This window comes from Kribbella sp. NPDC003557 (genome assembly GCF_040610805.1).
Classification (GTDB): Bacteria; Actinomycetota; Actinomycetes; order Propionibacteriales; family Kribbellaceae; genus Kribbella.
This window is the reverse complement of record NZ_JBEXMY010000005.1, coordinates 133,699-160,404: the sequence shown is the minus strand read 5'-3', so window position 1 is coordinate 160,404 and position 26,706 is coordinate 133,699. Positions and strand designations below refer to the sequence as shown.

General features: G+C 70.6%; 29 protein-coding genes. 11 read left to right on the top strand and 18 right to left on the bottom strand.

The window, feature by feature from the left end; all coding sequences use genetic code 11:
* Positions 1-46 precede the first annotated feature (46 nt).
* A complete protein-coding gene (locus tag ABZW60_RS21425) occupies positions 47-994 on the top strand; it encodes a crosslink repair DNA glycosylase YcaQ family protein (RefSeq protein ID WP_355479345.1) in 948 nt (315 codons plus the stop codon).
* Here the strand turns inward: ABZW60_RS21425 and ABZW60_RS21420 are convergent.
* Positions 983-1,840, bottom strand: a complete 858-nt coding sequence (locus ABZW60_RS21420) for a hypothetical protein (protein WP_355479343.1) — start codon at positions 1,838-1,840, stop codon at positions 983-985. The genes ABZW60_RS21425 and ABZW60_RS21420 overlap by 12 nt on opposite strands.
* A 50-nt stretch (positions 1,841-1,890) precedes the next feature.
* Between ABZW60_RS21420 and ABZW60_RS21415 the strand changes: the two genes are divergently transcribed.
* Positions 1,891-2,268 (top strand): YchJ family metal-binding protein, encoded by a 378-nt coding sequence (locus tag ABZW60_RS21415; protein ID WP_355479342.1) that lies wholly within the window; start codon positions 1,891-1,893, stop codon positions 2,266-2,268.
* Between the two features lie 3 nt (positions 2,269-2,271).
* Here the strand turns inward: ABZW60_RS21415 and ABZW60_RS21410 are convergent, their stop codons facing one another.
* A complete protein-coding gene (locus ABZW60_RS21410) occupies positions 2,272-2,802 on the bottom strand; it encodes a YbhB/YbcL family Raf kinase inhibitor-like protein (protein WP_355479340.1) in 531 nt (176 codons plus the stop codon).
* A 147-nt stretch (positions 2,803-2,949) separates the two neighbouring features.
* Between ABZW60_RS21410 and cobT the strand changes: the two genes are divergently transcribed.
* The 6 genes from cobT (at position 2,950) to ABZW60_RS21380 (ending at position 8,389) form a co-directional block, all read left to right on the top strand.
* Positions 2,950-3,984 (top strand): nicotinate-nucleotide--dimethylbenzimidazole phosphoribosyltransferase, encoded by a 1,035-nt coding sequence (gene cobT, locus ABZW60_RS21405; RefSeq protein WP_355479338.1) that lies wholly within the window; start codon positions 2,950-2,952, stop codon positions 3,982-3,984.
* A complete protein-coding gene (cobA, locus tag ABZW60_RS21400; RefSeq protein WP_355479337.1) occupies positions 3,981-5,267 on the top strand; it encodes a uroporphyrinogen-III C-methyltransferase in 1,287 nt (428 codons plus the stop codon). The genes cobT and cobA overlap by 4 nt, the downstream gene beginning before the upstream one ends.
* Positions 5,268-5,269: 2 nt before the next feature.
* On the top strand, positions 5,270-6,076 hold the full coding sequence (locus tag ABZW60_RS21395) for an RNA methyltransferase (protein ID WP_355479336.1): 807 nt from the start codon (positions 5,270-5,272) through the stop codon (positions 6,074-6,076).
* 27 nt (positions 6,077-6,103) lie between these two features.
* Positions 6,104-6,904 carry a helix-turn-helix transcriptional regulator gene (locus ABZW60_RS21390; RefSeq protein ID WP_355479335.1) on the top strand — a complete coding sequence of 267 codons (801 nt, stop codon included), beginning with the start codon at positions 6,104-6,106 and terminating at the stop codon, positions 6,902-6,904.
* Between the two features lie 72 nt (positions 6,905-6,976).
* On the top strand, positions 6,977-7,819 hold the full coding sequence (locus ABZW60_RS21385) for an MBL fold metallo-hydrolase (RefSeq protein WP_355479333.1): 843 nt from the start codon (positions 6,977-6,979) through the stop codon (positions 7,817-7,819).
* A gap of 21 nt (positions 7,820-7,840) precedes the next feature.
* Positions 7,841-8,389 (top strand): AAA family ATPase, encoded by a 549-nt coding sequence (locus ABZW60_RS21380; protein WP_355479332.1) that lies wholly within the window; start codon positions 7,841-7,843, stop codon positions 8,387-8,389.
* Between the two features lies 1 nt (position 8,390).
* Here the strand turns inward: ABZW60_RS21380 and def are convergent, their stop codons facing one another.
* The 4 genes from def to ABZW60_RS21360 are packed head-to-tail and all read right to left on the bottom strand — an operon-like array spanning position 8,391 to position 10,695.
* A complete protein-coding gene (gene def, locus ABZW60_RS21375) occupies positions 8,391-8,990 on the bottom strand; it encodes a peptide deformylase (RefSeq protein WP_355479330.1) in 600 nt (199 codons plus the stop codon).
* Positions 8,991-9,044: 54 nt separating this feature from the next.
* Complete coding sequence (locus ABZW60_RS21370; protein ID WP_355479328.1) at positions 9,045-9,860, bottom strand: LLM class F420-dependent oxidoreductase; 816 nt, start codon at positions 9,858-9,860, stop codon at positions 9,045-9,047.
* 44 nt (positions 9,861-9,904) lie between these two features.
* Complete coding sequence (locus ABZW60_RS21365; RefSeq protein WP_355479326.1) at positions 9,905-10,309, bottom strand: SRPBCC domain-containing protein; 405 nt, start codon at positions 10,307-10,309, stop codon at positions 9,905-9,907.
* A 53-nt stretch (positions 10,310-10,362) separates the two neighbouring features.
* A complete protein-coding gene (locus tag ABZW60_RS21360; RefSeq protein WP_355479324.1) occupies positions 10,363-10,695 on the bottom strand; it encodes a helix-turn-helix domain-containing protein in 333 nt (110 codons plus the stop codon).
* Between the two features lie 65 nt (positions 10,696-10,760).
* Here ABZW60_RS21360 and ABZW60_RS21355 point away from each other — a divergent pair, with 65 nt between their 5' ends.
* Positions 10,761-11,381, top strand: coding sequence for an NAD(P)-binding domain-containing protein (locus ABZW60_RS21355; RefSeq protein ID WP_355479322.1), 621 nt, complete (start codon positions 10,761-10,763; stop codon positions 11,379-11,381).
* Here ABZW60_RS21355 and ABZW60_RS21350 read toward each other — a convergent pair.
* From ABZW60_RS21350 to tkt, 9 genes are read right to left on the bottom strand one after another with little or no spacing between them, the layout of a single operon-like run.
* Entirely contained in the window at positions 11,340-11,891 is a 552-nt protein-coding gene (locus tag ABZW60_RS21350) for a hypothetical protein (RefSeq protein WP_355479321.1), read from the bottom strand. The genes ABZW60_RS21355 and ABZW60_RS21350 overlap by 42 nt on opposite strands.
* Positions 11,881-12,699 carry an isocitrate lyase/phosphoenolpyruvate mutase family protein gene (locus tag ABZW60_RS21345; protein ID WP_355479319.1) on the bottom strand — a complete coding sequence of 273 codons (819 nt, stop codon included), beginning with the start codon at positions 12,697-12,699 and terminating at the stop codon, positions 11,881-11,883. The genes ABZW60_RS21350 and ABZW60_RS21345 overlap by 11 nt, the downstream gene beginning before the upstream one ends.
* A gap of 42 nt (positions 12,700-12,741) precedes the next feature.
* A complete protein-coding gene (locus ABZW60_RS21340) occupies positions 12,742-13,350 on the bottom strand; it encodes a hypothetical protein (RefSeq protein ID WP_355479317.1) in 609 nt (202 codons plus the stop codon).
* Entirely contained in the window at positions 13,347-14,072 is a 726-nt protein-coding gene (gene pgl / locus ABZW60_RS21335) for a 6-phosphogluconolactonase (RefSeq protein ID WP_355479315.1), read from the bottom strand. The genes ABZW60_RS21340 and pgl overlap by 4 nt, the downstream gene beginning before the upstream one ends.
* A complete protein-coding gene (locus ABZW60_RS21330; protein ID WP_355479313.1) occupies positions 14,069-15,175 on the bottom strand; it encodes a glucose-6-phosphate dehydrogenase assembly protein OpcA in 1,107 nt (368 codons plus the stop codon). The genes pgl and ABZW60_RS21330 overlap by 4 nt, the downstream gene beginning before the upstream one ends.
* Entirely contained in the window at positions 15,172-16,722 is a 1,551-nt protein-coding gene (zwf, locus tag ABZW60_RS21325; protein ID WP_355479311.1) for a glucose-6-phosphate dehydrogenase, read from the bottom strand. The genes ABZW60_RS21330 and zwf overlap by 4 nt, the downstream gene beginning before the upstream one ends.
* A 38-nt stretch (positions 16,723-16,760) precedes the next feature.
* Entirely contained in the window at positions 16,761-18,341 is a 1,581-nt protein-coding gene (locus ABZW60_RS21320; protein WP_355479309.1) for a glucose-6-phosphate isomerase, read from the bottom strand.
* Positions 18,338-19,447, bottom strand: coding sequence for a transaldolase (tal, locus tag ABZW60_RS21315; protein ID WP_355479308.1), 1,110 nt, complete (start codon positions 19,445-19,447; stop codon positions 18,338-18,340). The genes ABZW60_RS21320 and tal overlap by 4 nt, the downstream gene beginning before the upstream one ends.
* A 42-nt stretch (positions 19,448-19,489) precedes the next feature.
* Positions 19,490-21,667: a transketolase gene (gene tkt / locus ABZW60_RS21310; RefSeq protein WP_355479306.1), complete on the bottom strand. Its 2,178-nt coding sequence runs from the start codon at positions 21,665-21,667 to the stop codon at positions 19,490-19,492.
* A gap of 285 nt (positions 21,668-21,952) precedes the next feature.
* On the opposite strand from tkt, the gene ABZW60_RS21305 reads away from it, so the two are divergent.
* Both ABZW60_RS21305 and ABZW60_RS21300 read left to right on the top strand, forming a co-directional pair.
* Positions 21,953-22,879, top strand: a complete 927-nt coding sequence (locus ABZW60_RS21305; RefSeq protein ID WP_355480484.1) for a heme o synthase — start codon at positions 21,953-21,955, stop codon at positions 22,877-22,879.
* 144 nt (positions 22,880-23,023) lie between these two features.
* Positions 23,024-24,112: a ScyD/ScyE family protein gene (locus ABZW60_RS21300; protein ID WP_355479304.1), complete on the top strand. Its 1,089-nt coding sequence runs from the start codon at positions 23,024-23,026 to the stop codon at positions 24,110-24,112.
* Between the two features lie 41 nt (positions 24,113-24,153).
* Here the strand turns inward: ABZW60_RS21300 and ABZW60_RS21295 are convergent, their stop codons facing one another.
* From ABZW60_RS21295 to ABZW60_RS21285, 3 genes are read right to left on the bottom strand one after another with little or no spacing between them, the layout of a single operon-like run.
* Entirely contained in the window at positions 24,154-25,080 is a 927-nt protein-coding gene (locus ABZW60_RS21295) for a COX15/CtaA family protein (RefSeq protein ID WP_355480482.1), read from the bottom strand.
* Between the two features lie 19 nt (positions 25,081-25,099).
* A complete protein-coding gene (locus ABZW60_RS21290) occupies positions 25,100-25,879 on the bottom strand; it encodes an ABC transporter permease (RefSeq protein ID WP_355479302.1) in 780 nt (259 codons plus the stop codon).
* Complete coding sequence (locus ABZW60_RS21285; protein WP_355479300.1) at positions 25,876-26,592, bottom strand: ABC transporter ATP-binding protein; 717 nt, start codon at positions 26,590-26,592, stop codon at positions 25,876-25,878. Before ABZW60_RS21285 ends, ABZW60_RS21290 begins: the two co-directional genes overlap by 4 nt.
* Positions 26,593-26,706: the final 114 nt, after the last annotated feature.

The following is a 26,706-nucleotide window of genomic DNA, read 5'->3' as shown; positions in this document are numbered from 1 at the left end:
AGAAGTAGGTCATCGGCTGGCGTGTTTTGTGTCTACGGTCGGGTCTATGCGGATTGTGACGCGGGAGCGGGCCATCGCCTACCGGCTGCACGTCAATCACCTCGTCGATCGGCTGCCGCCCGGATCCCACGCGGAGGCGGCGTACATCGGGTTGCAGGACACCGCGCCGCGCGACGCGTTGCTGGGGCTGCACGCCCGGATGGCGGGGTGTGCCACGGCGGATTGGGAGCATCCGTCGTTGATCCAGACGTACAGCCCGCGGGCGGCCGTGTATGTCCTGCCGACACGGGACTTCGGCGTGTTCACGCTCGGACGGATGCCGCTGGATTCGCGGCGGATCGACGGCGTCGCGGAGCAGGTGTGCCGGACGTTGGGTGGGCGGGAACGGCGCGGGGCAGGGATCGCTGGACTGCGCGAGGCGTGTGCGAGTGGACGGATCGCGGTCAGGTGGGACACGTCGTCGCTGTGGGCCCGAGAAGTGCCGCGACCGGAGATCGACGTCGCCGAGGCGCGGCTGGAGCTGTGCCGGCGGCATGTTCAGTGCTTCGGGCCCACGTCGTCGAAGGTGTTCGCGTGGTGGTCCGGGTTGTCGCCGGCCGACGCGCGGGTGGTGTGGGACCAGCTGGCCGGCGAGCTCGTCGAGGTGAACTTCGACGGCGTATCGGGGTGGGTGCTCCGGGCCGACGAGGATCGTTTGTGGTCGGCGGAGGCGCCGCGGGGCGTGCGGCTGCTGGTGGCGCCCGATCTGCGACTGTTCGGCCGGGACCGTGACGGCAGGTTCATCGCGCCTGGTCTGCGGGCGTTGACGGCCGCTGCTGATTCCTTCCACCCGAACGGGCTGCTCGTGGACGGGCGGATCGTCGGCGCGTGGGGCCGCAAGGGCGGTCACGTCGAGGTGGTCTTGTCGGAGAAGCTCAGCAGGCCGCAGTACGACGCCTTGTGCGCGGAGGTCGAAACCCTGCCGCTGCAGGAGCCCCGGCTCTCAGTCAAGTGAGTCGAGAGGTTTCCGGTCGTTGCGGAACGTGGTGCGGAGGCGGTCGACGTCGACCTCGGGCAGGTGGCGTTCGACGAGGTCGTACGTTTCCTCGACGAGGTCGCGAAGGATCTGCGCGCCGATCGGGGCGGGCTCGGTGAAGACCGCACGGACGCGCGCGGCGAGCGACGGCGGCGCCAGCGGCAGGTCGCGTTCCATCGTGTCGAGGCGTTTGAACGCCAGGATGTGACCGCTGTACCGGCCGTTCACCGCGTGCAGCACGGTCAGGAACTGGCCCGTGATCCGGACGAACTCGCGGGAGATCAGCAGCGGGTTCTCGCGCTCGATCAGCATCTGCAGGCGCCAGAACTTCTCGATGTTCCCGTCGTGCCGCACGACGGCGACCGCCAGCTCGCGTGGGTACGTCGCCACGCGTGCCTTCCAGCGGGCCACGAGCTCCGGCCGCGCGCCGATCACCTCGGAGGCGTCGACGACCCCTTGTGCCAGCTGCATCGTCGCGCCGTCCGGCCGGCCGGAGACCAGCAGCTCGTCCAGGGCGCTGTCGACCGACTCCGACAATGTGTGCGAGACCTCGAGCATCAGACCGTCGAGGTCGACCTGGTCGTCCCAGGGAGGCGGGCCCGCGACGTTGAGCAACCGGATCTCAGCGCCGGGGACCGCTCGACGCTCGGCGGTGGTGGGTTGCCGTTGCCAGAACACGCCGATCTCGACATCCGACCAGCGATCCGCGTCGCCGCGGGCGGTCGACCCGCCCAGCATGACGGCGTCGACGCCGTCGATCGCGGCGTACCGGTCGAGGACCGGCCGCACCACTTTCCTGCGCCAGCGTGCCGCGTCGGTCACCATCACCGCAGTGAATCACGCGAGCGGGTGACGCGATCGGCAACAATCGGCACATGCCAGTTCCCACCTGCCCCTGCGGACAAGACCTGTTGTACGACGCCTGCTGCGGCCGGCTCCATCGCGGCGAGGCGACGGCGACCACGGCGGAGGAGCTGATGAGGTCCAGGTACGCCGCCTTCGTGATGCACGACGCGGCGTACCTGCGGAAGACCTGGTCCCTCACCACCCGCCCGGCCCGCATCGACTTCACCCCCGGCCAGAAGTGGACCGGCCTGGAGATCGTGACCACGACCGGCGGCAGCCCCTTCCACACCGAAGGCACCGTCGAGTTCCGCGCCCACTACACCAGGAACGGCCGTCCCGGCGTCCAGCAGGAGAACAGCACCTTCACCCGCGAAGCCGGCCAGTGGGTGTACGTCGAGGCGCTCTGAGCGCTACTCCGCGATCTGGTAGGTCGGGGTGAGGACGGCGCGGGCCAGGGTGTGGAAGGCGAGGTTGAAGGCGACGAAGGCGGGGGTGGCCTCGGGGTCGACGTCGAGGGCTTCCACGTCGATGGCGTGGACGACAAAGTAGTAGCGGTGCACCTGGTCGCCGGCCGGCGGAGCGGCGCCGCCGAAGTTCTTGGTGCCGAAGTCGTTGCGGACGTGGAAGGCGCCGTTGTCCAGGCGCTCGGTCGTGCCCGCGCCGGTCGGCAGCTCGGTGACGGTCGCCGGGAGGTTGACCAGGGTCCAGTGCCAGAAACCGGAGACGATCGGCGCGTCGGGGTCGAAGCAGGTCACCACGAACGCCTTGGTCTCGGCCGGGAACCCGGACCAGCTGAGCTGCGGCGACGTGTTGCCGCCCGCGAACGCCTGGTCGTCGGACAGCGGCTTGCCGTCGGCGACATCGGTGCTGGTGACGGTGAACGACCCGACCTCCGGGAGGAGTTTGTACGGGTCCGGTGCGACGGGGCGATCTAGCGACATCTGTAAACCCTCCAGCAGCTCGCGATGTGTGGTGATTCCGACACTACTGTCCACATCCCGCCGGTCCGCCCCGGGGCACACACTCGGAGATGCGAAGATCGGGAGCGGTGCACAAGGAACGGCACACGGGAACGGACGGAGGACCTGGTGGACGAGTACCTGGAGCGGATCGCTCCGGCTGATCAGGCGGCGATGCGGGCGGCCGCGGAGCGGCACGCGCGGCTGACCAAACCGGCCGGCTCCCTCGGCGTCCTCGAGGACCTGTCCGTGAAGGTGGCCGGAATGACCGGCGCGCAGACACTGCCGGCCCCGGCCGTCGTCACGGTGTTCGCCGCCGACCACGGCGTCCATGCGCAGAACGTCTCTCCGTGGCCACAGGAAGTGACCGCCGCGATGCTGGCCAACTTCGCCGCCGGCGGAGCCGCGGTGAACGCGTTCGCCAAGAACAACGGCGTCGACGTCCGCGTGGTCGACGTCGGCGTCGCCACCCCGGTCGAGCAGCTGGACATCGTGCACGCGAAGGTCCGCCCGGGCACCCGCGATCTCGCGCGCACGGACGCGCTGACCGAGGACGAGGCGCGCGCGGCGGTCGCCGTCGGGTTCGACCTGGCCGACCAGCTGGTCCGGGAGGGGTACCGCTGCCTGCTCACCGGTGACATGGGCATCGCCAACACCACCGCGTCCGCCGCGCTGATCGCGACCTTCACCGGCGCGACCGCCGACGCCGTCACGGGCCGCGGCACCGGTATCGACGACGCGGCGCTCGCGCACAAGACGACGGTCGTGCGGGACGCGCTCGCGCTGCACGCCGTGCCGGCGACCGAGCCCCTCAAGGCGCTGCAGGCGTACGGCGGCCTGGAGCACGCCGCTCTCGCCGGGTACATCCTCGGCGCGGCGGCCAACAAGGTCCCGGTGATCCTGGACGGCGTGATCGCCGGTGCGGCCGCGCTGGTGGCGCAGGCGTTCCACCCGGCGGTGATCGACTACTGCGTCGCCGGGCACCGGTCGGCGGAGCCCGGCCACGCGGTCGCGCTCAAGCAGCTCGGGCTGCAGCCGCTGGTCGACCTGGACCTGCGGCTCGGCGAGGGGACCGGCGCGGTGCTCGCGTACCCGATCTTGACGTGCGCCGTGCGGGCGCTCGCCGAGATGGCCACGTTCGAGGACGCGGGGATCACTTCGTGACGAACCAGTACCTGTCCGGGCTCGTCCTCGAGGGGCGGCGCGTGGTCGTCGTCGGCGGCGGCGGTGTCGCCCAGCGGCGGCTGCCGCGGCTGCTCGAGTCCGGGGCGCGGATCGACCTCATCTCGCCGGCCATCACGCCGACGATCGAGGGGCTGCTCGGCAACCCGTCACTGTCCTGGATCGAGCGCGGGTACGCCGCGGGCGACCTGGACGGGGCCTGGTACGTCGTGGTCGCGACCGACGACGCCGCGGTCAACGACCAGGTGTCCGCGGAGGCGGAGGAACGACGGGTCTTCTGCGTGCGGTCCGACGACCGGTCCCGCGCGACGGCGTGGACGCCCGCGTCCGGGCAGCACGACAACGTGACGATCGGCGTGCTCGGCGGCGGCGATCACCGCCGGTCGGCCGCCGTACGGGACGCGATCCTGGAGGGGCTGCGGATCGGTGAGCTGGCGGCGCGGGACGTCGACCGGCGGCCGGGTGTGTACCTCGTCGGCGGCGGACCGGGCGACCCGGATCTGATCACCGTGCGCGGACGGCGGCTGCTGGCCGAGGCGGACGTGGTCGTCGCGGACCGGCTGGCGCCGCAGCAGTTGCTGGACGAGCTGCACCCCGACGTCGAGCTGTTCGACGCGGCGAAGCTGCCGCGCGGGCGCGCCGCGGGGCAGGAGGAGATCAACCGGATCCTGGTCGACCGCGGGCTGCAGGGCAAGGTGGTCGTCCGGCTGAAGGGCGGGGACCCGTATGTCTTCGGCCGCGGCTTCGAGGAGGCGCTCGCGTGCGCGGCGGCCGGGGTGCCGTGGACCGTGGTGCCGGGGATCACGAGCTCGATCTCGGTGCCGGCGGTGTCGGGGATCCCGGTCACGCACCGCGGGGTGACACATGAGTTCACGGTCGTGTCGGGGCACATTCCGCCGTCGCACCCGGACTCGCTGGTCAACTGGGACGCGCTCGCCCAGCTGCACGGCACGCTCGTCCTGCTGATGGCAGTCGAGAACCTGCCCGCCATCGCCGCCCGGCTGATCGAGGCCGGCCGCCCGGCCGGCACCCCTGCGGCGGCAATTGCCGACGGCACCCTTCCTGGCCAGCGAATGGTCACGTCCGACCTGGCCGGCATCGCCCGGGCGATGGCGGACGAGGGCGTCGGCGCCCCCGCGATCGTTGTCATCGGCAACGTAGTGGACGTCGCAGCCCAAGGCCGAGACGTGCCGAGCGCGGCGCGCCCTGCCGGCGGCGCCGAGCAGGAACCAACCAGTGGTGAGGGTGCTGGGGTGGTGGGGTAGGGGTGACGCTGGTCCCGGTTGAGGATGCGGCGGATGGGCGGCTGGCGGATTACGTCAAGTTGCGGGAGGTGAGTCTGCGGCGGCTGCTCGAGGAGGAGCACGGGCTGTTCATCGCCGAGGGGGACAAGGTCATCCGACGCGCCGCCGACGCCGGGTACGAGCCGCGGTCGTTCCTGCTCGCGCCGCGCTGGCTGGATTCGTTGCGGGACGTGCTGGAGCAATGGCCGGACACGCCGGTGTACGTCGTCTCGGAGGAACTGGCCGAGCAGGTCACCGGGTTCCACGTGCATCGCGGCGCGCTGGCGTCGTACAAGCGGCGGGCCGCCGTACCGCTGGCCGAGCTGCTGACCGGGGACGTACGGCGGATCGCGATCTTCGACGACATTGTTGACCACACCAACGTCGGCGCCGGGTTCAGGGCCGCGGCGGCGCTCGGTGTCGGGCTGGTGCTGGTGACGCCGACCTGCGCCGACCCGCTGTACCGGCGCTCGATCAAGGTGTCGATGGGCACGGTCTTCCAGGTCCCGTGGACCCGGCTGCAGAGCTGGCCGGGCGACCTGCACGAGTTGCAGGACCACGGGTACGTCGCCGCGGCGATGGCGCTCACCGACGACTCGATCACCCTCGACGAGCTCGCCGACCGCAAGGACGACAAGCTCGCCCTCATCTTCGGCACCGAGGGCCACGGCCTCAAACCGCACGTCCTGCGCCAGGCCGACCTCACCGTCAGGATCCCGATGGCCGGCGGCGTCGACTCCCTCAACGTCGCCTCCTCGGCCGCAGTCGCGTTCTACGCAACCCGTCGCTGACCAGGAGCCGCATCGTAGGCTGACCCCATGAAGGCGGTCGGTGAGCTCGGGGCGTTCCTTCGCGCCGAGCGGGCCCGGGTCGATCCGTCGGCCGTCGGGCTACCTGCGGGCGGTGATCGGCGCGTCGCCGGGTTGCGGCGCGAGGAGGTCGCCGTACTGGCTGTCGTCAGCGCCGACTACTACACGCGGCTCGAGCAAGGACGTGAGCGCAATCCGTCCGCGCAGGTCCTCAACGGGATCGCCGACGCGCTGCGGCTCGAATCCGATGCGCGCGCCTACTTGTTCCGGCTCGCCGGGATGGCGCCGACGCCGGCACTCGGCACCGCACGGGACCAGGTTCATCCGGCGCTGCTGCAGGTGCTGGACAACTTCCCGCGCGCGGCGGCCTACGTCCTGAATCCGGCGTACGACGTCCTCGCGACGAACACGGTCGCGCACGGTCTGCTGGCCCCGTTCGGGATGACGAACATGCTGCGGATGATGTTCGAGCATCCCAAGGCACGAGAGATCTTCGGCGACTGGGAGACGGTCGTACGCCGGGCCGTGTATGCCGTCCGGTTCAACGCGGCGACGTACCCGGACGACCCGCGGATCAAGGCCCTGGTGGCGGACCTGCTCCCGCGTTCGCCCGAGTTCCGCGCGCTCTGGGAGGACCGGACGGCGCGGGGATTCAGTCGCGCGTACAAGATCTTCCACCACCCGGAGGCCGGTCGGATCGAGCTCACGTACCAGACCTTCGACGTCCGCGCGGCGCCGGGACAGCAGTTGCTTGTCGGTACGGCGGAGCCCGGCAGCGGGAGTGCGGAGGCGCTGGCCCGGCTGGGCTGAGCTGCCTGGGTGCGGCGCACCCAGGAAGACGCGACCTTCCCGGCCACGGGCGTCCCGATCGACGCTGTCCGTATGACAACCTTGAAGTACTCGACGTACGTCGCACCTTCCAAGCCGGCCGTCTCCGACGATCTACCGCCGGGGGAGGTGCAGCGGATGTGGTCGCCGACCGCGGCCACGCTGATCTCCGGCGACCACGACGCCGTCCTGGTCGACCCGTTGATGACGCAGGCCGAAGGCGAGGACCTGGCCGGTTGGATCACCGCCACCGGGAAGAACCTCACGGCGATCTTCGTGACGCACAGCCACGGCGACCACTTCTTCGGCGCCGCGCCGGTTCTCGACCGCTTCCCGGAGGCTCGGCTCGTTGCGCTGCCTGCCGTCGTCGAGGGGATGCGCCAGCAGCTCACGCCGCCGTGGCTGGACGGATTCTGGCGGGCGCGGTTCCCAGGTCAGCTGCCCGAGCGCCTGATCGTCGCCGAGCCGCTGGACGGTGCCTTCACGCTGGAAGGCGAGGAGCTGACCGCCATGGATCTCGGTCACACGGACACCGACGGCAGTTCGGCGCTGTACGTCCCGTCGATCGGGCTGGTTGTCGCGGGCGACGCCGTGTACGACGAAGTCCAGCTCTACCTGGCGGAATCAGCCGACGGCGGCCTCGACCACTGGCTGACCGCGCTCGACAGGCTCGAGGCCCTGCAGCCGGTCGCCGTCGTCTCCGGACACCGCCAGGCCGACGCCTCCGACGATCCGCGGTACATCGACGAAACGCGCCGCTACCTCAACACCTTCGCCCGCGCCGCGGCCGGAACCAGCACGGCGCTCGACCTCTACAACGCGGTACTCGAAAGCTACCCCGACCGGCTCAACCGCGGTGTGCTGTGGAATTCCGCGCGTGCTCTCAAAAGCAGTTGACCGCGGTGATGACATGGTCCTGTGCCGAAAGTAGTGCTGATCACCGGGATGCAGGCCGCCGGGAAGTCCACGGTTGCGCCGTTGCTCGCTGCGCGGATGGGGCCGCCGGCCGCGACGCTCGATGGTGATGTGTTCTATCGCGGCGTGGTCGCCGGGGCCGAGGTGATGACGCCCGAGCCGTCGGCGGAGGCCTTGCGGCAGCTCCAGGTGCGGTACGACGCCAGCGCGCTGGTGGCGCAGCACTACGCGGACAACGGCTTCGACTTCGTCTGCAGCGACATCATCCTGGGCGAGGACGTCGCGCGGTGGTTCGCCAGGCTGCACGACGTGGAGAAGTACCTCGTCGTCCTGGTCCCGTCGGTCGAGTCGATCGTGCGGCGTGAGCTCGGCCGCGGCGGCGGGAACTCGTACCGCGACTGGCAGGGGCCGGGCGACGCGCTGGAGGACGCCGTACGGGCGCTCCAGGCCGACCTCGACCTCATCCCGCGCCGGGGCCTGTGGCTGGATACCACCGACCAGACGCCGGCCGAAACCGTGGACGCGATCGACCTGGAGAAGGCCCGCTGGTAGCTCAGGTGGCGGGAGTGTCCTCGTGGTCGTGGTCGACCATCGGGGAGATGGGCCAGTCCGACGGGTAGTCGGGGGCGAACTCCTCGGCCTCGGCGAACAGGCGCTTGCGGTACTTGCGGGACAGCCGGTCGCCGAAGACGGTGCCCTGGGTGTGGTCGGTCTCGTGCTGCAGGCAGCGGGCGAGCAGGCCGGTGCCTTCGTAGGTGACCGGCTGATTGTTCTGGTCGACACCGGTGACCCGGGCGAAGTCGGGGCGGGCGCACTTGGTGAACGCGCCCGGCAGGGACAGACAGCCCTCGTCGCCCTCGTCGAGGTTGCGGTCCTTGCCCTCCGGAAGCTCCAGCGTCGGGTTGCACACGACGCCCTGCAGATACTTGCCGTCCTTGTCCGGGCAGTCGAAGACGAACAGCTGCAGGTCCACGCCGACCTGGTTCGCGGCGAGGCCGACTCCCTCGGCGGCGCGCATCGTCGCGACCATGTCGGCGACCAGCGTCTGCAGCTCGTCCCCGAAATCGGTGACCGGCTGATTGACCCGGTGCATGACGTCCTCACCCCAGCGGGTGATGGGCCGCACCGAACCGTTCCCAGGCAACGTAGACATGCGGGAAAGTCTAGACAGCCGGGTAGCCGCGATCGCGGCCACCCGGCTCAGGTGTTACTTGGCGTTGACCTCGTCGCGCCACGAGACCCACTCGCGGAGCAGGCCGAGGTCGTAGTCGGGGCCGGACGACGAGACCGTGAACAGCCGGGTGCCGACGTCGAGCAGCGACTTGCCGATGTCCTCGGGGGACTTGTCGCCGACGCCCGCAGAGCGCTCGATCTCGCCCGGGTCGCGGCCGATCGTGCGGCAGTGCTCGTCCAGCACGGCGTGCTTGTGCGCGAGCGTCTCGGCATCGCCGAAGCCGTGCCAGATGTTCGCGTGCTTGGCGACCAGCTTCAGCGTCTTCTTCTCGCCGCCGCCGCCGATCAGTACCGGGATGTCCCGGGTCGGCTTCGGGTTGAGCTTCTCCCAGCGCTGCTCGATCCGCGGCAGCGCCTCGCCGAGGGCGTCCAGCCGGCCGCCCGCGGTCCCGAACTCGTAGCCGTACTCGTCGTAGTCCTTCTCGAACCAGCCGGAGCCGATGCCGAAGATCAGCCGGCCGTCGCTGATGTGGTCGACCGTGCGCGCCATGTCGGCGAGCAGGTCGGGGTTGCGGTAGGAGTTGCAGGTCACCAGCGCACCGAACTCGACCCGCTCGGTCGCCTCGGCCCAGGCGGCCAGCATGGTCCAGCACTCGAAGTGCAGGCCCTCGGGCTCACCGCTGAGCGGGTAGAAGTGGTCCCAGTTGAACACCACGTCGACGCCGATCTCCTCGGCCGCCGCCACGGTGCGCCGGATGTCGGCGTACTGGGCGTGCTGGGGCTGGACCTGCAGACCGATCCGGGCGGGGAAGGCGCCGTACGGACGGTCGGTGGAATCGGAAGCAGTCATACCCGAATCCTATCCCGCTTTGCGGAGGACCCTCCGGATAGGTGTCACCGGCTGAAGTACGCCGCCAGGTGGCCGAGCATCGTCGCGACGCCGGGCCGGATCGGAACCTGCTGCTCGTCGGTCAGGCCGACGCTGCGGTAGTCGAGGCGGGTGCGGCCGTCGGGAAGTGCGCTGAGGTCGACGGTGATCTCTTCGGCCGGGTCGTCGAAGTGCAGGACCAGGTGGTGCGGGAGGTCCAGTTCGCCGAAGCGGAGCGTGAACGGGACCTCGGCCTCCGGTCCGACGAACACGGCCGAGATCAGCCCGCCGGGACGGACGTCGAGCGTGACCCGGTCGGACGGGGTGCTGAAGCCTTCGGCGACGAACCAGGCGGCGAACGGCTCGGGCTCGGTGAACGCGCGGACGACCTCGGCGGGCGGGGCGTCGACGACCTGCTGCAGGGTGAACATGACGGGAACCTCCATCGGGATCGGGCTGACTCCAGCACTGTCCCGCGGGGCGCTTACGGTTTGTTTTCGGTCGGCAGCCGGTCGGCGTAAACGGCGGCCCAGTCGCCCAGCGCGCGGATCGGCACCAGCAGGTCGGTGCCGGCGGCGGTCAGCGAGTACTCGACCCGCGGCGGCGCCTCGGCGTACCGGCGGCGCTCGACGAGACCGTTGTGCTCGAGGCGGCGGAGGGTCTCGGTGAGGACCTTCTGACTGATGCCGCCGATCTGCTCACGAAGCTTGCCGGGACGTGCGGGGCCGTCGGCGAGCGAGTACAGCACGACCATCGGCCAGCGTCCGCTGATCAGGTCGGCGGCGACGCGCGCCTGGCAGTCGGCGAAGAATCTCACGCCTCCATTGTGCGCGGGTCGATGGACACCACCAGGTGCGTATCGAACTGTCTACCGTCGGCGGCATGCGAATAGGAACACTGGGCAACGGATTGATGGCCGAGGCGCTCGCCTCTGGCTGGGTCGCGGCCGGGCACGACGTGATGGTCGGTGGCCGCTCTGCCGAGCGGGCCGCGGCGGTGGCCGGGCGGGTCGGTGCTGCCGCCGGGTCGTTCGCGGAGGCGGCGGTGTACGGCGAGGTGGTGCTGCTGGCTGTGCCGGCGGAGGTGGCGGTTTCGGTCGCCGGTGTGGTTCCGGAGGGGAAGACGCTGATCGATTGCAGCAATGCCCTGGATCACCGGGATTTCACGTTGGCGCAGGACTCGGTCGCCGAGTCGATCGGCGCCGCGGTGGCGCCGGGGGTGCGGGTCGTGAAGGCATTCAACCTGGCGGCCGACGCGGTGTGGCGGAACCCGCCCGCCGGGCTCGGGGTGCCGCTGTGCGGCGACGACGGCGTGGAACAGGTGGCGGAGCTGGTACGGGATCTGGGGTGTACGCCGGTGGCCGCGGGCGGGCTGCGGCACGCCAAGTTGCTGGAGGCAACGGCGGCGCTGGCGATCGGGATCTGGGTGCGCGGGGGAGACGTGCGCGGCATGTTCCCGCCGCTAGCGGACGCTTTCGGTACGGTCCTGCCTGGCGAGTCGTAGGCTCCAGGCGGGGAACAGCAGGTACGTGCCGGCCCAGCTGAGCCCGGCGACGAAGGTCCAGGCCGGGGCGGTGCTCATGTCGTCGATCCCCAGCAGGATGCCTGGTACGCCGACCAGGCCGAGCATCATCACCGCACCGGCGATCACGCCCGCGCGCCGCAGCCGTCCACGCAGGAGGCGGCTGGTGGCGACCAGCCAGACCCCGATCAGGCCGAACCCGAAACCCGACCACAGACCGGCCAGGTAGAACCCGGTCACATCGCTCACGACGAGCACCGTGCCGACAACCGTCAGAACCGCGCCCACGGCGACAACTCCAAGCAACAGCCGACGCCTGCCCAAGCGCCACGCCAGGGCGAAGCTCAGCAGGCCGAAGAGTGCGTTGCCGAGGTCGTTGAGGAGGCCGAAGGGGGCTGCGCCGGCGTAGAGCAGGATCAGGCAGGCGCAGGTGGTGAGGCCCACGATGCCGTGGAGCCTCGCCAGCGCCGGCAGGCTCGGATCAGTGCTCACCCTTGGATGATCGCGCGAAAAGCTCGTTCAGGTCAGCCTGCGGGATCTGGCCGGCGGCGAAGGTGATGGTGCCGTGGGTGGCCAGTTCCTCGGCGCTGCGCCGGATGAAGCCGAGGGCGGCGCGCGCGATGCTGCCGCCGAGGCTGATCCGGGTGACGCCGGCCGACTGCAGGTCGGGGACCGTCAAGGCCGACGTCCCCAGGCCGAGCACGACGTTCAGCGGGCCGTCGATCTCGGTGACCAGCGTGCGGATCGCGTCGAGGTCGTTGACCCCCGGGACGTACAGGCAGTCGGCGCCGGCCGCGTGGAAGCGGTTCGCGCGGTCGATCGAATCGGCCAGCGACGTCGGCGTCCGCAGCAGTTGCCCGTCGGTCCGCGCGGTGAGCACGAAGTCCGGCCCGGCCGCCTCGCGCGCCGCGACGATGCGCTCGACGGCGAGCCCGGCGTCGTACAGCTCGCGCCCGTCGTAGTCCTCGATGTTCCCGCCGGCCAGCCCGGCCTCCCGGGCCAGCGTGATCGTCTCCGCGACCCGCGCCGGCTCCGCGCCGTACCCGTCCTCGAGGTCCCCGTTCACCGGAACGGCGCTCGCGGCCGTGATCTCGCGGACCCGCTCGAACATCTGCTCCCGCGACACCGCCGGCGCGCCGTCCGGCAGCGTGTGGTCGCCCTTCGCCAGCGAGAACGCGATCCCCGCGCTGGTGGTCGCGATCGCCGGGAACCCGGCGGCCGTGAGCAGCACCGCGCTGCCCGCGTCCCAGGCGTTCGGCATCACGAACTTCCCGGTGTGCAACTCACGGAACGTCGTCATGGCCCCGAGTCTGTCACTTCGACGCTTCGGCGCCTGCCGAACTCAGCCCAGCGTCTTGACCATCCGGGCGACCGCGGCCCGCGCCTTCGGTCCGTTGACCAGATCGGGATCGCCCTCGGTGCCCTTGGTGTTCCAGTACAGGTAGAAGGCCGGCCGGGAGCCCGCGGGCAGATCGTCGAGGTACGTGCTTTCGCGGTCGATCTCGTTCGCGCGTGCCTGGTCGCTCTTCGTCCGCTTGAACCCGCGCTCGGTCAGTCCCCACTTGGACGCCGCGCCGGGTGTCTTCTGCACGACCTCGCGATACCACCGCACATGCCCGTCCCACTGGAAGGCCATCGCCGAGTAGCCGACCTTCACCTGCGGGTTGGCCGCCTTCATCACGTCCCGGACGCGCTTGAAGGCCTTCGCGAACGTCGGCCCGTCCATGTCGTTCTCCGGCTCGTGGTACCAGATGAAGTACGTGTCGGGCCGGTCCTTCAGCCACACCGCGAGGTCCCGCAGGCGGCCGTCGTACTGGCCGGCGCCGGTGGCCTTCGGCGCGGTCTTGATGCTCACGAACGGGATCAGCCCGGCGTCTGACGTGGCAACAAAAACGGTGGCGGCGAGCAGGATGCTCGCCGCCACCGCGATGGCCACCCGTGAGCCGATCACGCGTTCGGGATCTTCCCGGCCGCGGCCTCGTCGAGCAGCCACAGCGTGCGGTTGCGGCCCTTCGGGCGGGCCGCCGGGACGTCACCCTCGCTCAGCGCCTTCGCGACCGCCTCGGCCTTGTCCTCGCCGGAGACGACGAACCAGACCTCACGGGCGTTGTTCAGCTGCGGCAAGGTCAGCGACACCCTGGTCGGCGGCGGCTTCGGCGAGTCGTGGACCGCGACCGCGGCCACGTCCGTCACCCCCAGCTGCGGATACCCCGGGAACAGCGACGCCACATGCCCGTCAGGGCCGACGCCCAGCATCAGTACGTCGAACGTCGGCGAACCGGCCGCGGCCAGCTCCTCGGCGTACGCCGCAGCTGCCGCCTCGGCACCCTGCCCGCTGTCGGCCGGCATCGGATGAACCCGCGCCGGATCGACGTCCAGCGCCGACAGGAAGGCGTCCCGCGCCTGTGTCTCGTTCCGCTCGGGATCGCCGGACGGCAGGAACCGCTCGTCACCCCACCAGAACTCGACCCGTCGCCAGTCGACCTCGACCCGCGCCGGCGACTCCGCGACCGCCTGGTACACCGCCGCGGCGACCCGGCCGCCGGTGAGCACGACCTGCGCGACCGCACCGGTGCTCTGGGCGTCCACGAGCGCCGTGAGGAAGCGGGAGGCCACCGAGAACGCCAGGTCCCCGGCGTCGGAGTGGATCAGCAGTTCCGGATCGACAGTCATCGCTTCGCCGCCTTCTTGGCAACCGCCTTCTTGGCAACCGTCTTCTTCGCAACGGTCTTCTTCGCGGCCGACTTCTGCGCGGCGGTCTTCTTCACCAGCTCCGGCTTCTTGGCGGCCACGACCTTCTTGCCGGCCGCGGTGACCTTCGCCGCGGTGGACTTCCGCGCCGTGTCCCCGACCTTCTTCGCGTCGTCCGGCAGCGCGTCCCGCTCGACCATGGTCGCGAGCGTCCTGGCGTAGACGTCGTCGGGATCGAGCCGGCGCAGTTCCTCGCTCAGCAGCTCCGACGTCGTACGCCGCTTCAGCGCCACCGGGCGGTCCGGCTGCCCCGGCACGCTGAACGTCGCGATCGCACCGTCCGGCCGGGTCAGCGCGATCGGCCCGGACGGCGTGAACAGCCGCACGGCGGTCACGCCCGGTCCGCGCGAGTTGCGCTGCTCCACCGGCACCTTCAGCCGCGACTGCAGCCACGCGGCCATCAGGTCCGCGCTGGGGTTGCCCTTGGCCGCAGCGACCTCGGCCCCGGTCACCTTCGTCGGGTACTGGTCGAGGGCGGCCGCCATCAGCGCACGCCACGGCGTCAGCCGCGTCCACGCGAAGTCGGTGTCGCCCGGTGCGTATCCCTCGGCGCGCGCGTTGTAGTCCACGGACGCCCGGCGGGTCGCCGCCGCGTCGGTCACCCGGCGCCGGCCCAGCCGGCCCAGCGGGTCCTCCGCGGGGACCCGCGGCCCGCCGCCCGGCCACCAGACGATGACGGGGGAGTCGGGCAGCAGCAGCGGCGTGATCACGGACTCCGGCACCTTCGCCAGCTCACCATGCAGCCGGAGCAGCACTGCCTCGCCGGGGATGCCCTCGCCGACCCGCACCTCCGCGTCCAGCCCGGACGCGCCGCGCCCGGGCCGCAGGATCGCGACCAGGACCCGGGACGGGTGTTCGCGGCCGGCCTCGTTCGCGGCCTTCATCGCGTCGTGGTGGGACGCCTCGTCGACGACCACCACGATCGTGCCGACCATGCCCATGGCCGGCGAGCCGGCGTTCCGCCGGGCCTTCAGCAGCGCCGACGCGATCTCGCTCGACGTGGTGTCGGTCAGGTCGATGATCATGGCCGCCTCCAGGCACGTCCGTCGCGGGCGAGCATCTCGTGCGCCGAGTCCGGGCCCCAGCCGCCGGACGCGTACTGCTCCGGCTTGCCGTGCCGCTCCCAGTAGCCGAGCACCGGGTCGAGGATCTTCCAGCCCAGCTCGACCTCGGTGTGCTGCGGGAACAGCGGCGGATCACCGAGCAGGACGTCGAGGATCAGCCGCTCGTACGCCTCCGGCGAGGACTCGGTGAACGAACCGCCGTACGCGAAGTCCATGTTCACGTCGCGGATCTCCATCGACGTGCCGGGCACCTTGGCGCCGAAGCGGACCGTGATGCCCTCGTCCGGCTGGATCCGCAGGACCAGCGCGTTCTGGCCGAGCTCCTCGGTCTCGGTCTTGGTGAAGGGCAGGTGCGGCGCGCGCTTGAACATCACCGCGACCTCGGTGACCCGCCGGCCGAGCCGCTTGCCGGTCCGCAGGTAGAACGGGACGCCGGCCCAGCGGCGGGTGTCGACGTCGACCCGGAGCGCGGCGAACGTCTCGGTCGCCGACGATGCGGGGATGCCGTCCTCCTGCAGGTAGCCCTTGACCTTCGAGCCGCCGGCCCAGCCCGCCGCGTACTGCCCGCGGGCGCTGTGCAGGTCCAGCCGCTCGGGCAGCTGGACGGCGTTCAGGACCTTCTTCTTCTCCTGGCGCAGCGACCAGGCGTCGAAGCTGACCGGCTCCTCCATCGCGACCAGCGCGAGCAGCTGGAGCAGGTGGTTCTGGATCACGTCCCGCGCGGCGCCGATGCCGTCGTAGTACCCGGCGCGGCCGCCGATGCCGATGTCCTCGGCCATCGTGATCTGGACGTGGTCGACGTAGTTGCTGTTCCAGATCGGCTCGAACATCGCGTTCGCGAACCGCAGCGCGAGGATGTTCTGGACCGTCTCCTTGCCCAGGTAGTGGTCGATCCGGAACACCGCCTCGGGCGGGAACACCGACTCGACCACGCGGTTCAGCTCGCGGGCGCTCTGCAGGTCGTGACCGAACGGCTTCTCGATCACCACCCGCCGCCACGAGCCGGGGTGCTCGTCGGTCAGCCCGTGCTCGGACAGCTGCCGGACCACCTCCGGGAACAGCCCCGGCGGGATCGACAGGTAGAACGCGTGGTTGCCGCCGGTCCCGCGGGTGACGTCGAGCTCGTCGACGGTCTCCCGCAGCCGCTTGAACGCCTCGTCGTCGGTCAGGTCACCCGGCACGAACCGGAAGCCCTCGGAGAGCTGCTGCCAGACCTCCTCGCGGAAGGGGGTCCGGGCGTGTTCCTTCACCGAGTCGTGCACGATCTGGGCGAAGTCCTGGTTCGTGTAGTCCCGGCGGGCGAACCCGACCAGGGCGAAACCCGGGGGCAGCAGCCCCCGGTTCGCCAGGTCGTAGACCGCCGGCATCAGCTTCTTGCGGGCCAGGTCGCCGGTGACGCCGAAGATCACCAGGCTGCACGGCCCGGCGATCCTCGGCAGCCGCCGGTCCTGCGGTTCGCGTAGCGGGTTCACCGGACCTGTCGGCTCTTCGTCGAGCTCAGCGGTCATGACCGCGTTCCTCCGAGGTGTCGTCGTGCGAGAACGGGTTACTTGAACAGGGACAACAGTTGCTGGATGCCGGCCGCCACGTCCGTGAGCTGCAGCCGCAGCACCGGACGCCCGCGCTCCGCCAGGACGTTCGCGTCACCGGCGGCCTGCGCCGAGATCAGCGTGCCGAAGGTGAACGGACGGTCCGGGATCTCGACGTCGGTCGGGTGTGCCCCGCTGATCTGCAGGTACACGCCTTCCGGGTGGCCGCCCTTGTGGTACTGACCGGTCGAGTGCAGGAACCGCGGACCCCAGCCGAAGGTCACCGGCCGGCCCGTTCTGGTCGCCAGCGCCGGCCGGACCGCGAGCAGATCGGCGTCCCGCTCGGAGTCCAGGTACGCCATAACGGCGACGTAGCCCTTGTCGTCGAGCTTGCCGAGCAGCGCGTCCACCGCACCCTGCAGCGAGTCGACGCCGTCCAGCAGGCCCTCGGAACCGCGGACCTCGACAGCGCCCTCGGTGAAGGCCGCCGCCTCCGGCTCGGGCTGCGCGTCCAGGAGGCCGCGGGCCGCCTTCTTCGCGCTCTCGACGTCCGGCTGGTCGAACGGGTTGATGCCGAGCAGGTAGCCGGCCACCGCCGTCGCCATCTCCCAGAGCAGGAACTGGCCGCCGAGCGAGCCCGACGTCAGCGCCGTCGGCACACCGCTCGTCGCCTTCTCCGCCAGCAAGGCGTTGGTCAGGTCGGCAGCCTCGCTGGTCAGCTCGGGCGCGGTCACCTCGACCGCGACCGGGAGGACGCCGGTGCCGTTCTTGCCGGTGCTCTCCGCGATCAGCTGCTCGGCCCAGTCCGGGAACCCGACGATCTCGGAGCCGTCGGCCGTGATGATCGCCTTGTCCCGCCCGGCGCTGGCCGCGAGCACGGCACCCAGCCACAGGGCCGGGTTGTCCGTGGAGTCGGCCTGCAGCGCCGGCGCGGCCTCGGCGGCCTGGTCCAGCAGCTCGGCGATGTCCGCACCGGCCAGACCGGACGGCACCAGGCCGAACGCCGTCAGCGCGCTGTACCGGCCGCCGACGTTCGGGTCGGCGAGGAACGTCTTGCGGTAGCCCTCGTCCGCCGACAGCTTCTCGAACGGCGAGCCGGGGTCGGTGACGACGACGATCCGCGACGCCGCGTCGATCCCGGCGTCGGCGAACGCCTTGGCGAACGTCCGCCGGTGGCTGTCGGTCTCGACCGTGCCGCCGGACTTGCTGGACACCACGATCACGGTCTTCGACAGGTCGCCGTCCAGCGCGCGCTTGACCACGCTCGGGTCGGTGGAGTCGAGGACGACGAGCTCCACGCCCGCCGTCCGGGTGATGACCTCCGGCGCCAGCGACGAGCCGCCCATACCGGACAGCACGATCCGGTCCAGGCCCTCGGACCGCAGGTCGGCCTGCAGCGCCTCGATCTCGGCGAGCAGCGGGCGCGACGTGTCGTGCAGGTCGACCCAGCCGAGCCGGATCGAGGCCTCGGACTCGGCCTCCGGGCCCCAGATCGTCGCGTCCTTCGCGGCGATCCGGGAGGCGATCTTCTCGGCCACGAGCTTGTCGACGACCTCGGCCCAGTCGCCGTTCTGCGTCGTCACCTTGGGAGTGGTCACTTGGCGGCCGCCTTCAGCGCCGCCGCGACGGTGTCCTGCAGCTCCGACCAGGACGCGTCGAACTTCGCGACACCCTCGTCCTCGAGCAGCTGCACGACCTCGTCGTACGAGATGCCCAGCCGCTCCAGGTCGTCGATCACCTTGCGGTCGCCCGCGTAGTCGCCACGGACCGTGTCACCGGAGAACTCGCTGTGCTCCTCGACCGCCTTGATCGTTGCCTCGGGCATCGTGTTCACGACACCGCGGGTGACCAGGTTGTCGACGTACAGCGTGGGGGAGTACGACGGGTCCTTGGTGCCCGTCGACGCCCACAGCGGCCGCTGCGGCTTCGCGCCGGCGGTCTCCAGCTCGCGCCAGCGGTCGGTGTCGAAGATCTCCTCGTACGCCTCGAAGGCGAGCCGGGCGTTGGCGATCGCGGCCTTGCCCTTCAGTGCCTTCGCCTCGTCCGTGCCGATGGCCTCGAGCCGCTTGTCGACCTCGGTGTCCACGCGGCTGACGAAGAACGACGCGACGCTGGCCATCTTGGTGACGTCGACACCGTTCTCGACGGCCTGCTCGAGGCCGCTCAGGAACGCGTCGGCGACGGCCTTGTAGCGCTCGAGCGAGAAGATCAGCGTCACGTTCACGCTGATCCCGGCGGCCAGCGCCTGGGTGATCGCCGGCAGGCCGGCCTTGGTCGCCGGGATCTTCACGAAGACGTTCTCGCGGCCGACGATGTCCCACAGCTGCTTGGCCTGCTCGACGGTCTTCGCGGTGTCGTGGGCGAGCGTCGGCTCGACCTCGATCGACACCCGGCCGTCCTGGCCCTCGGTGTCGTCGTACAGCGGCTTGAACAGGTCGGCGGCGTCCCGGACGTCGTCGGTGGTGATCACCCGGATCGCCTCGTCGACCGAGATCCCCTGCGCGGCCAGCCGCTCGACCGTCGCGGCGTACGCGTCGGCGTCGGAGATGGCCTTGGCGAAGATCGTCGGGTTCGTGGTCACGCCGACCACGTGCTTGTCCTCGATCAGCGCCTGCAGGCTGCCGCTGGCCAGCCGCTCACGGGACAGGTCGTCGAGCCAGATGGAGACACCCGCGTCGGCGAGTGCTTTCAAGCGATCGTTCATGGTTCCGATGCCTTCTTCCGGAATGTTCTGTTGTGGGTGTCTTCAGTTGGCTTCGCTCGTGTCGGCCGGCCCGACCGGACCGGCGGCCGCGCGCCCGGGCGGTACCCCCGGGCCGCTGACCTTCGAGGCCGCGGCGATGCTGTCCCGGGCGGCCTGGACGACGGCGTCGGTGGTGATGCCGAACTCGTCGTACAGCGTCTGGTACGCCGCCGACGCGCCGTAGTGCTCCAGGCTCACGCACCGGCCGGAGTCGCCGACGATGTCGTGCCAGCTCTGCGCGATCCCGGCCTCGACCGAGACCCGGGCCCGGACGTCGGCCGGGATGACGGACTCGCGGTAGGCGTCGTCCTGCTCGTCGAACCACTCGCGGGACACCATCGAGACCACGCGGGCCTTGACGCCCTCCTCGGCCAGGACCTTGCGGGCCTCGACCGCGATCTGCAGCTCCGAGCCGGTGCCGATCAGCACCACGTCCGGCGTGCCTTCGGTGTCGAGCAGCACGTACCCGCCCCTGTGCACGTTCTCGGTGGTGGCGAAGCCGTCGGTGCCGCGCGGGAACGTCGGGACGTTCTGCCGGGTCAGCGCCAGGCCGGCCGGGCGGTCGGTGTGCTCGAGGATGGTCGCCCACGCGGCGGCCGTCTCGTTCGCGTCACCGGGCCGGACGACGTCCAGGCCGGGGATCGCGCGCAGCGCCGACAGGTGCTCGATCGGCTGGTGCGTCGGGCCGTCCTCGCCGAGACCGATCGAGTCGTGCGTCCACACGTACGTGACCGGGAGCTGCATCAGCGCGGCCAGCCGCACCGACGGGCGCATGTAGTCGGAGAAGACCAGGAACGTCCCGCCGTACGGACGGGTCAGGCCGTGCAGCGCGATGCCGTTCAGCACCGAGCCCATGGCGTGCTCGCGGATGCCGAAGTGCAGGACCCGGCCATACTCGTCGCCGGAGAACTCCTTGGTCGAGTACTCCGCCGGGATGAAGGAGGGCTGGCCCTTCGGGGTGGTGTTGTTCGAGCCCGCCAGGTCGGCCGAACCGCCCCACAGCTCGGGCAGCTCCGGCGCGAGCTTGGTCAGCACGTCACCGGAGGCGGCGCGGGTCGCGACACCCTTGGCGTCGGCGTCCCAGCTCGGCAGCGCGTCCTTCCAGCCGGCCGGTAGCTCCCGCTTCGAGAGCCGGTCGAGCAGCGCGGCGCGCTCGGCGTTCGCGGCCTTCCACTCGTCGAACTTCGCGGTCCACTCGGCCTCCAGGGCCTTGCCGCGCTCCTGCGCCTGGCGGGTGTGCGCGAGCACGTCGTCGGCGACCTGGAACGTCTGCTCCGGGTCCCAGCCGAGGACCTTCTTGGTCGCGGCCACCTCGTCGGCGCCCAGCGCCGAGCCGTGGATCTTGCCGGTGTTCTGCTTGTTCGGGGCTGGCCAGCCGATGATCGTGTGCAACCGGATGAAGCTCGGCTTGTCGGTGACCGCCTTGGCCGCCTCCAGCGCGTCGTACAGCGCCTGGACGTCCTCCTCGTATCCCGTCCCGCCCTGGGTCCAGTCGACGTCCTGGACGTGCCAGCCGTACGCCGCGTAGCGGGCCGCGACGTCCTCGGACAGCGCGATGTCGGTGTTGTCCTCGATGGAGATCTTGTTCGCGTCGTAGATCACCGTCAGGTTGCCGAGCTTCTGCGTGCCGGCCAGCGACGACGCCTCGGACGCGACACCTTCCTCGATGTCACCGTCGGACGCGATCACGTACACCTGGTGGTCGAACAGGCCTTCGCCCTTCGGGGCGTCCGGCTCGAGCAGACCGCGCTCCCGGCGGGCCGCCATCGCCATGCCGACCGCGTTGCCGATGCCCTGGCCGAGCGGTCCGGTGGTCGTCTCCACACCGGGGGTGTGCCGGTACTCAGGGTGGCCGGGTGTCCTGCTGCCCCAGGTCCGCAGCGACTTCAGGTCGTCCAGCTCGAGGCCGAACCCGGCCAGGTAGAGCTGGATGTACAGGGTCAGGCTGGAGTGCCCCGCGGACAGCACGAACCGGTCGCGGCCGGCCCAGTGGGGGTCGGCCGGGTTGTGCCGCATGACCTTCTGGAACAGCAGGTACGCCGCCGGCGCCAGGCTCATCGCCGTACCGGGATGTCCGTTCCCTACCTTCTCGACCGCGTCCATCGCGAGCACCCGCACGGTGTCGACCGCGCGCTGGTCGAGCTCGGTCCATTCAAGCTTCGGGCTGGTCTTCTCCGTCACGCCGGCGGCGCTCCTCTCGATGGAAACCTTCTGAGTACAGGATGAGCCTACTGTGATGAACTCCTGCCCCTGCACACTGCTCAACTGAGTGTCAACTGTCCGGCAACTCTTCCTGTTCCCCGACCGGTCACGCCGGATCGGAGGGGGGTGCGAGGACCCTCCTACGGGGCGTCGTAGACTGCTGAATCGTCAGCGCCGGAGTTCCGGCGTCAACCCAGATTGTTCGAGGTGTTCGTGACGGCCGTCGACCCGCGTCCCGCCGCGACGACGTCGTACCCGACGCCGCTGCCGGACGCTACCGCTGTATCAGCTGCAACGGTGCGTCCGTCGGTGCGCGACGTGGTGAAGGCGTACGTCGGTCTGACCAAGCCGCGCATCATCGAGCTGCTGCTGATCACCACCGTGCCGGTGATGTTCCTGGCGGCCGGCGGTGTGCCCGGTCTGCAGGTGGTGGTCGCCACCCTGATCGGCGGCATCCTCGCCTCCGGCAGCGCGAACACCATCAACTGCGTGCTGGACCGCGACATCGACGAGCAGATGCGCCGCACCCGGCGCCGCCCGCTGCCGCGGCACGCCGTCAGCCCGCGCTCGGCGACCACCTTCGGCGTCGTGCTCGGCGTGCTGGCCACCCTCGAGCTCGGCTTCTTCGTGAACTGGCTCTCGTCCGGCCTGGCGCTGGCGGCGAACCTGTTCTACGTCTTCGGCTACACCATGGTGCTGAAGCGCCGCACCGTGCAGAACATCGTCTGGGGCGGGATCGCCGGCTGCTTCCCGACCCTGATCGGCTGGACCGCGGTCACCGGCGAGCTGGCCTGGACCCCGGTCGTGCTGTTCCTGGTGGTGTTCTTCTGGACACCGCCGCACACCTGGTCGCTCGCGATGCGTTACCGCGAGGACTACGCGTCGGTGGACGTGCCGATGCTGCCCGTGGTCGCCACCCCGATCGCCACCGCGCGGCAGATCATGGCCTACTCGGTCGTCATGGTGATCACGTCGCTCGCGCTCTGGCCGATCGCCGACACCGGCTTCGTGTATCCGCTGGCCGCGGTCGTGCTCGGTTTCGTGTTCCTCCGCGAGGCGCGCCGGTTGTTGCTCCGGGCCCACACCGGCGCGGACGGCGCCGCGCTGCGGCCGATGCGGCTGTTCCACTTCTCGAACATCTACCTGGCGCTGCTGTTCATCGCCGCGGCGATCGATCCGCTTCTGCACTGATCCGTGGACTGATCGGTGCACTGAGCGTCGTCCCGCGGCTGCGGGGAGTTTTCCCCGTTGACCTGATCGTGATCTGATGTTGCGATGGGGTCCTGCCTGTGGAGGGGGATCCACGCCTGGGGAGGCGCTGCAGCAGGGGGATCTATGGGGGTACGAGCACGTATTGCCGCACTCGCGGCACTCGCGCTGGCAGGATCGGTTCTGGTCGCGGGGCAGGCGGAGGCCGGGGGCAACCACTCCTCGAGCCTGAAGCCGGTGGCAACAGGTCTGGACGGGCCGCGCGGCGTGTCGACGTACAAGGACCTGGTCATCTACAGCGTGACCGACGGTTCGGTGTACGCGACGAACGGCAAGAAGACCTGGAAGCTCGGCCAGGTTCCGGGTGGGTTCGCCCCGGCGATCGACACCGACCGGTGGGGCCGGACGTACGCGCTGACGGGCGGCGGCGGTCCGGAGGGCGCCATCCCGCCAGGCGGCGCGACGCTGTACCGCCTCCGGCCGGGCAAGTCGCCGGTCGTCGTGGCCGACATCGGGAAGTACCAGATGCACGATCCGGACCCGTACAACCTGGCCGACCCACCGACGGAGTCGAACCCGTTCGGCGTCGCGGCGCTGCGGGACGGCACGGTTCTGGTGGCCGATGCGGCCGGCAACGACCTTCTCCGGGTGTGGCCGAACGGCCACATCAAGACCGTCGCCCGGCTGAAGCCGCGCGTCGTGAAGACGCCGGCCGGCCTCGGACCGGACGCGCCGCCGGCCGGCACGCTGCTCCCGGCCGAGGCCGTCGCCACGTCGGTGACCGTCGGCTCGGACGGCTACTGGTACGTCGGCGAGCTCCGCGGCTTCCCGGCGACGCCGGGGACGTCGGAGATCTGGCGGATCAAGCCGGGCTCGGTGGGTGCGGTCTGTGACCCGGCCAAGCCGAACAAGGGCAACTGCAAGCGGTACGCCGACGGTTACACGTCGATCGTCGACCTGGCCGGCGGTCCGCACGGCACGCTGGCGGTCGTCCAGTTGGCCCGGGAGAGCTGGCTCAAGTTCGAGATGGGCGGCTCGACCATCGGTTCGCTGTACCTGCAGTACCCGGGTAAGGGGCATCGCGCCGGCTTCAAGCGGGAACTGGTGCGTGGTCAGCTCAACCTGCCGGGTGGCACGGCCTTCAACCGGTGGGGCGGTCTGTACGTCGCCGGACCGGTCTTCGGGCCGGGTGCGGTGTACAGGGTCAAGTACTGAGTCAAGTACTGACTGAGGCTGTGAGACGCGCGGGACGCCCGTCAGGTGGCGGGTGTCCCGCGTTCGCCGTACACGGCGGTGACGAGGGCGATCAGCAGCCCGGCCAGGAACATGTGGACGAGTACGACGGGCCAGGGCAGGCCGGTGAAGTACTGCGTGAAGCCGACAGCGCCCTGGAGCAGTTCGACGGCCAGCAGCCACGCGGCCAGCTTGCGGAGCGTGCGCGAGGTCGCCGTCACCCGGGTCGCGATCACCAGCGCGACCGAGATCCCGAGCAGGCCGAAGACGACGTCGGCGTGCAGCTGGCTGACCAGCTCCGGGTCGAACCCGTTGCGGCCGGTCTCCGGGTCGCCCGAGTGCGGACCGGCGCCGGTGACAATGGTGCCGAGAGCAACGGACAGCCAGACCGCTACCACACAGGCGGTGGCGAGCGCGCGGACCACCGGGGGAGTGTGCGGGTACGGACTGGTCCGCGACCGGCGCACCATCGAGACCGTCAACGTGATGATGATCGGCGAGACCAGGAAGTGCGCCGAGACGATCCACGGGTTCAGGCCGGTCAGCACGCTGATGCCGCCGATCACGCCCTGCAGCGGGACCCCGAGGGCGGCCGCGGTCGCCAGCCGGCGCAGGTCCCGCCGGACCGGGCGGTAGCGCATCACGACCAGCCAGGTGAGGATCGCGACGATCGCGACGACGAAGCCGAGCATCCGGTTGGTGAACTCGATCGCGCCGTGCACACCCAGTGCCGCGTGCGGGACGTACGAGTCATCGGTGCAGGACGGCCAGGTCGGGCAGCCGAGCCCCGAACCGGTGAGCCGGACCAGTCCGCCGGTGACCACGATGCCGATGTTCACCACCACCGACGCCCAGCCCCAGCGCCGGACCACGTCCAGGCTCGGCTCGGGCACCAGGCGCCAGAATCCGCGCACTGGCTCGGTCTCTCGGGGCGGGGTCTCCGTCGTCATCACCGGCACACTCTAAAGGTCAGTCCCATTTGAAGGTTTTCGAGACCAGGTATCCGAGGACGGCGGCCCACAGCGCCAGCGACAGCGCGGCCGCCCACGGGATGACGCCCTCGACGGTCGAGTTCGCGATGCCGTTGGCCAGCGCGGCGCTCGGCAGCAGCCGGACGATGCCCTGCATGCCTTCGGGGTACTCGCTGACCGGCGTCATGATCGCGCCACCGACCAGCAACAGCAGGTAGAGCAGGTTCGCCGCGGCGAGCGTGGCTTCGGCCCGCAGGACGCCGGCCATCAGCAGACCGAGGGACGCGAACGCCGCCGTACCGCACAGGATGGTGAGGATCACACCGAAGACGGCCGCGAACCCGCCGACGGGTTTCCAGCCGAGCGCGAACCCGGCACCGATCAGGACGGCGAGCTGGATCAGCTGGACGATCAGGACCGCGCCGATCTTCCCGGCCAGCAGCCCGGTGCGGGACAGCGGAGAGGCGCCGAGGCGTTTGATCACGCCGTACCGGCGCTCGAAGCCGGTCGCGATCGCCAGCGAGGTGAACGACGACGACAGGACCGCGAGCGCGAGGACGCGCGGGACGGCCTCGTCGATCGGGCGGCCGCTGCCGAGCGGCAGCCGCTCGCCCAGCCCGGTGCCGCCGAGCAGCAGGAGCAGGCCGAGCGGGATCACCAGGGCGAGGAGCAGTTGCTCCCCGTTGCGGACGAGCAGCTTGAACTCCATCCGCGTGTGCGCGACCACTTTCCGTGGCCAGGGCGCGCTCCCGGGCATCGGGGCATAGGTGGTGGTCATCGGCGGTCCGGCTTGGTGAGCTCGAGGAAGACGTCCTCGAGGGATTTGGTGTGGTGCTGGGTGAGTGAGTCCGGGGTGCCGGAGGCGATCACCTTGCCGGCCGACACCACGTGCACCTGGTCGGACAGCTGCTCGGCCTCGTCCATCGCGTGCGTGGTCAGCACCACCGTGACGCCGTCGTCGCGCAGGTCGCGGATCAGCTGCCAGATCTCCCGGCGGCCGTGCGGGTCCAGCCCGGTGGTCGGCTCGTCGAGGAACGCGATCTCCGGCCGCCCCACGATCGCCAGCGCGAACGACAGCCGCTGCTTCTGCCCGCCCGAGAGCCGGCGGTACGGCGTGCGCCCGCAGCTGCCCAGGTCCAGGCGCTCCACGAGCGCGGGGATGTCGAGCGGGTGCGTGTGCAGCGTCGCGACGTACCTGAGCATCTCGACGGCGCGGACGCCCGACCAGGCGCCGCCCTCCTGGAGCATCACGCCGATCTTCGGCATCAGCTCGTCATGGTCGGCGAGCGGGTCCAGGCCGAGGACCCGGACGCTGCCCGAGTCCGGGCGCCGGAAGCCCTCGCACGTCTCCACGGTCGTGGTCTTGCCGGCACCGTTCGGGCCGAGCACGGCCGTCACCGCGCCGGCGGCTACGGTGAGACTGAGGCCGTCGACCGCGGTCTTCTCGCCGTACCGCACGACGAGGTTGTCGATCTCTACCGCGACTGGCACAAACGGCAGCATAGAGAACGGGCCGACGTGACCTCGCTCACGCCTACCCCCGGTGCCCCGCGTGAGCGCGGGAAACGGTTAGGTGAACCTTATTTGAAGGCCCCGGGGAATTAC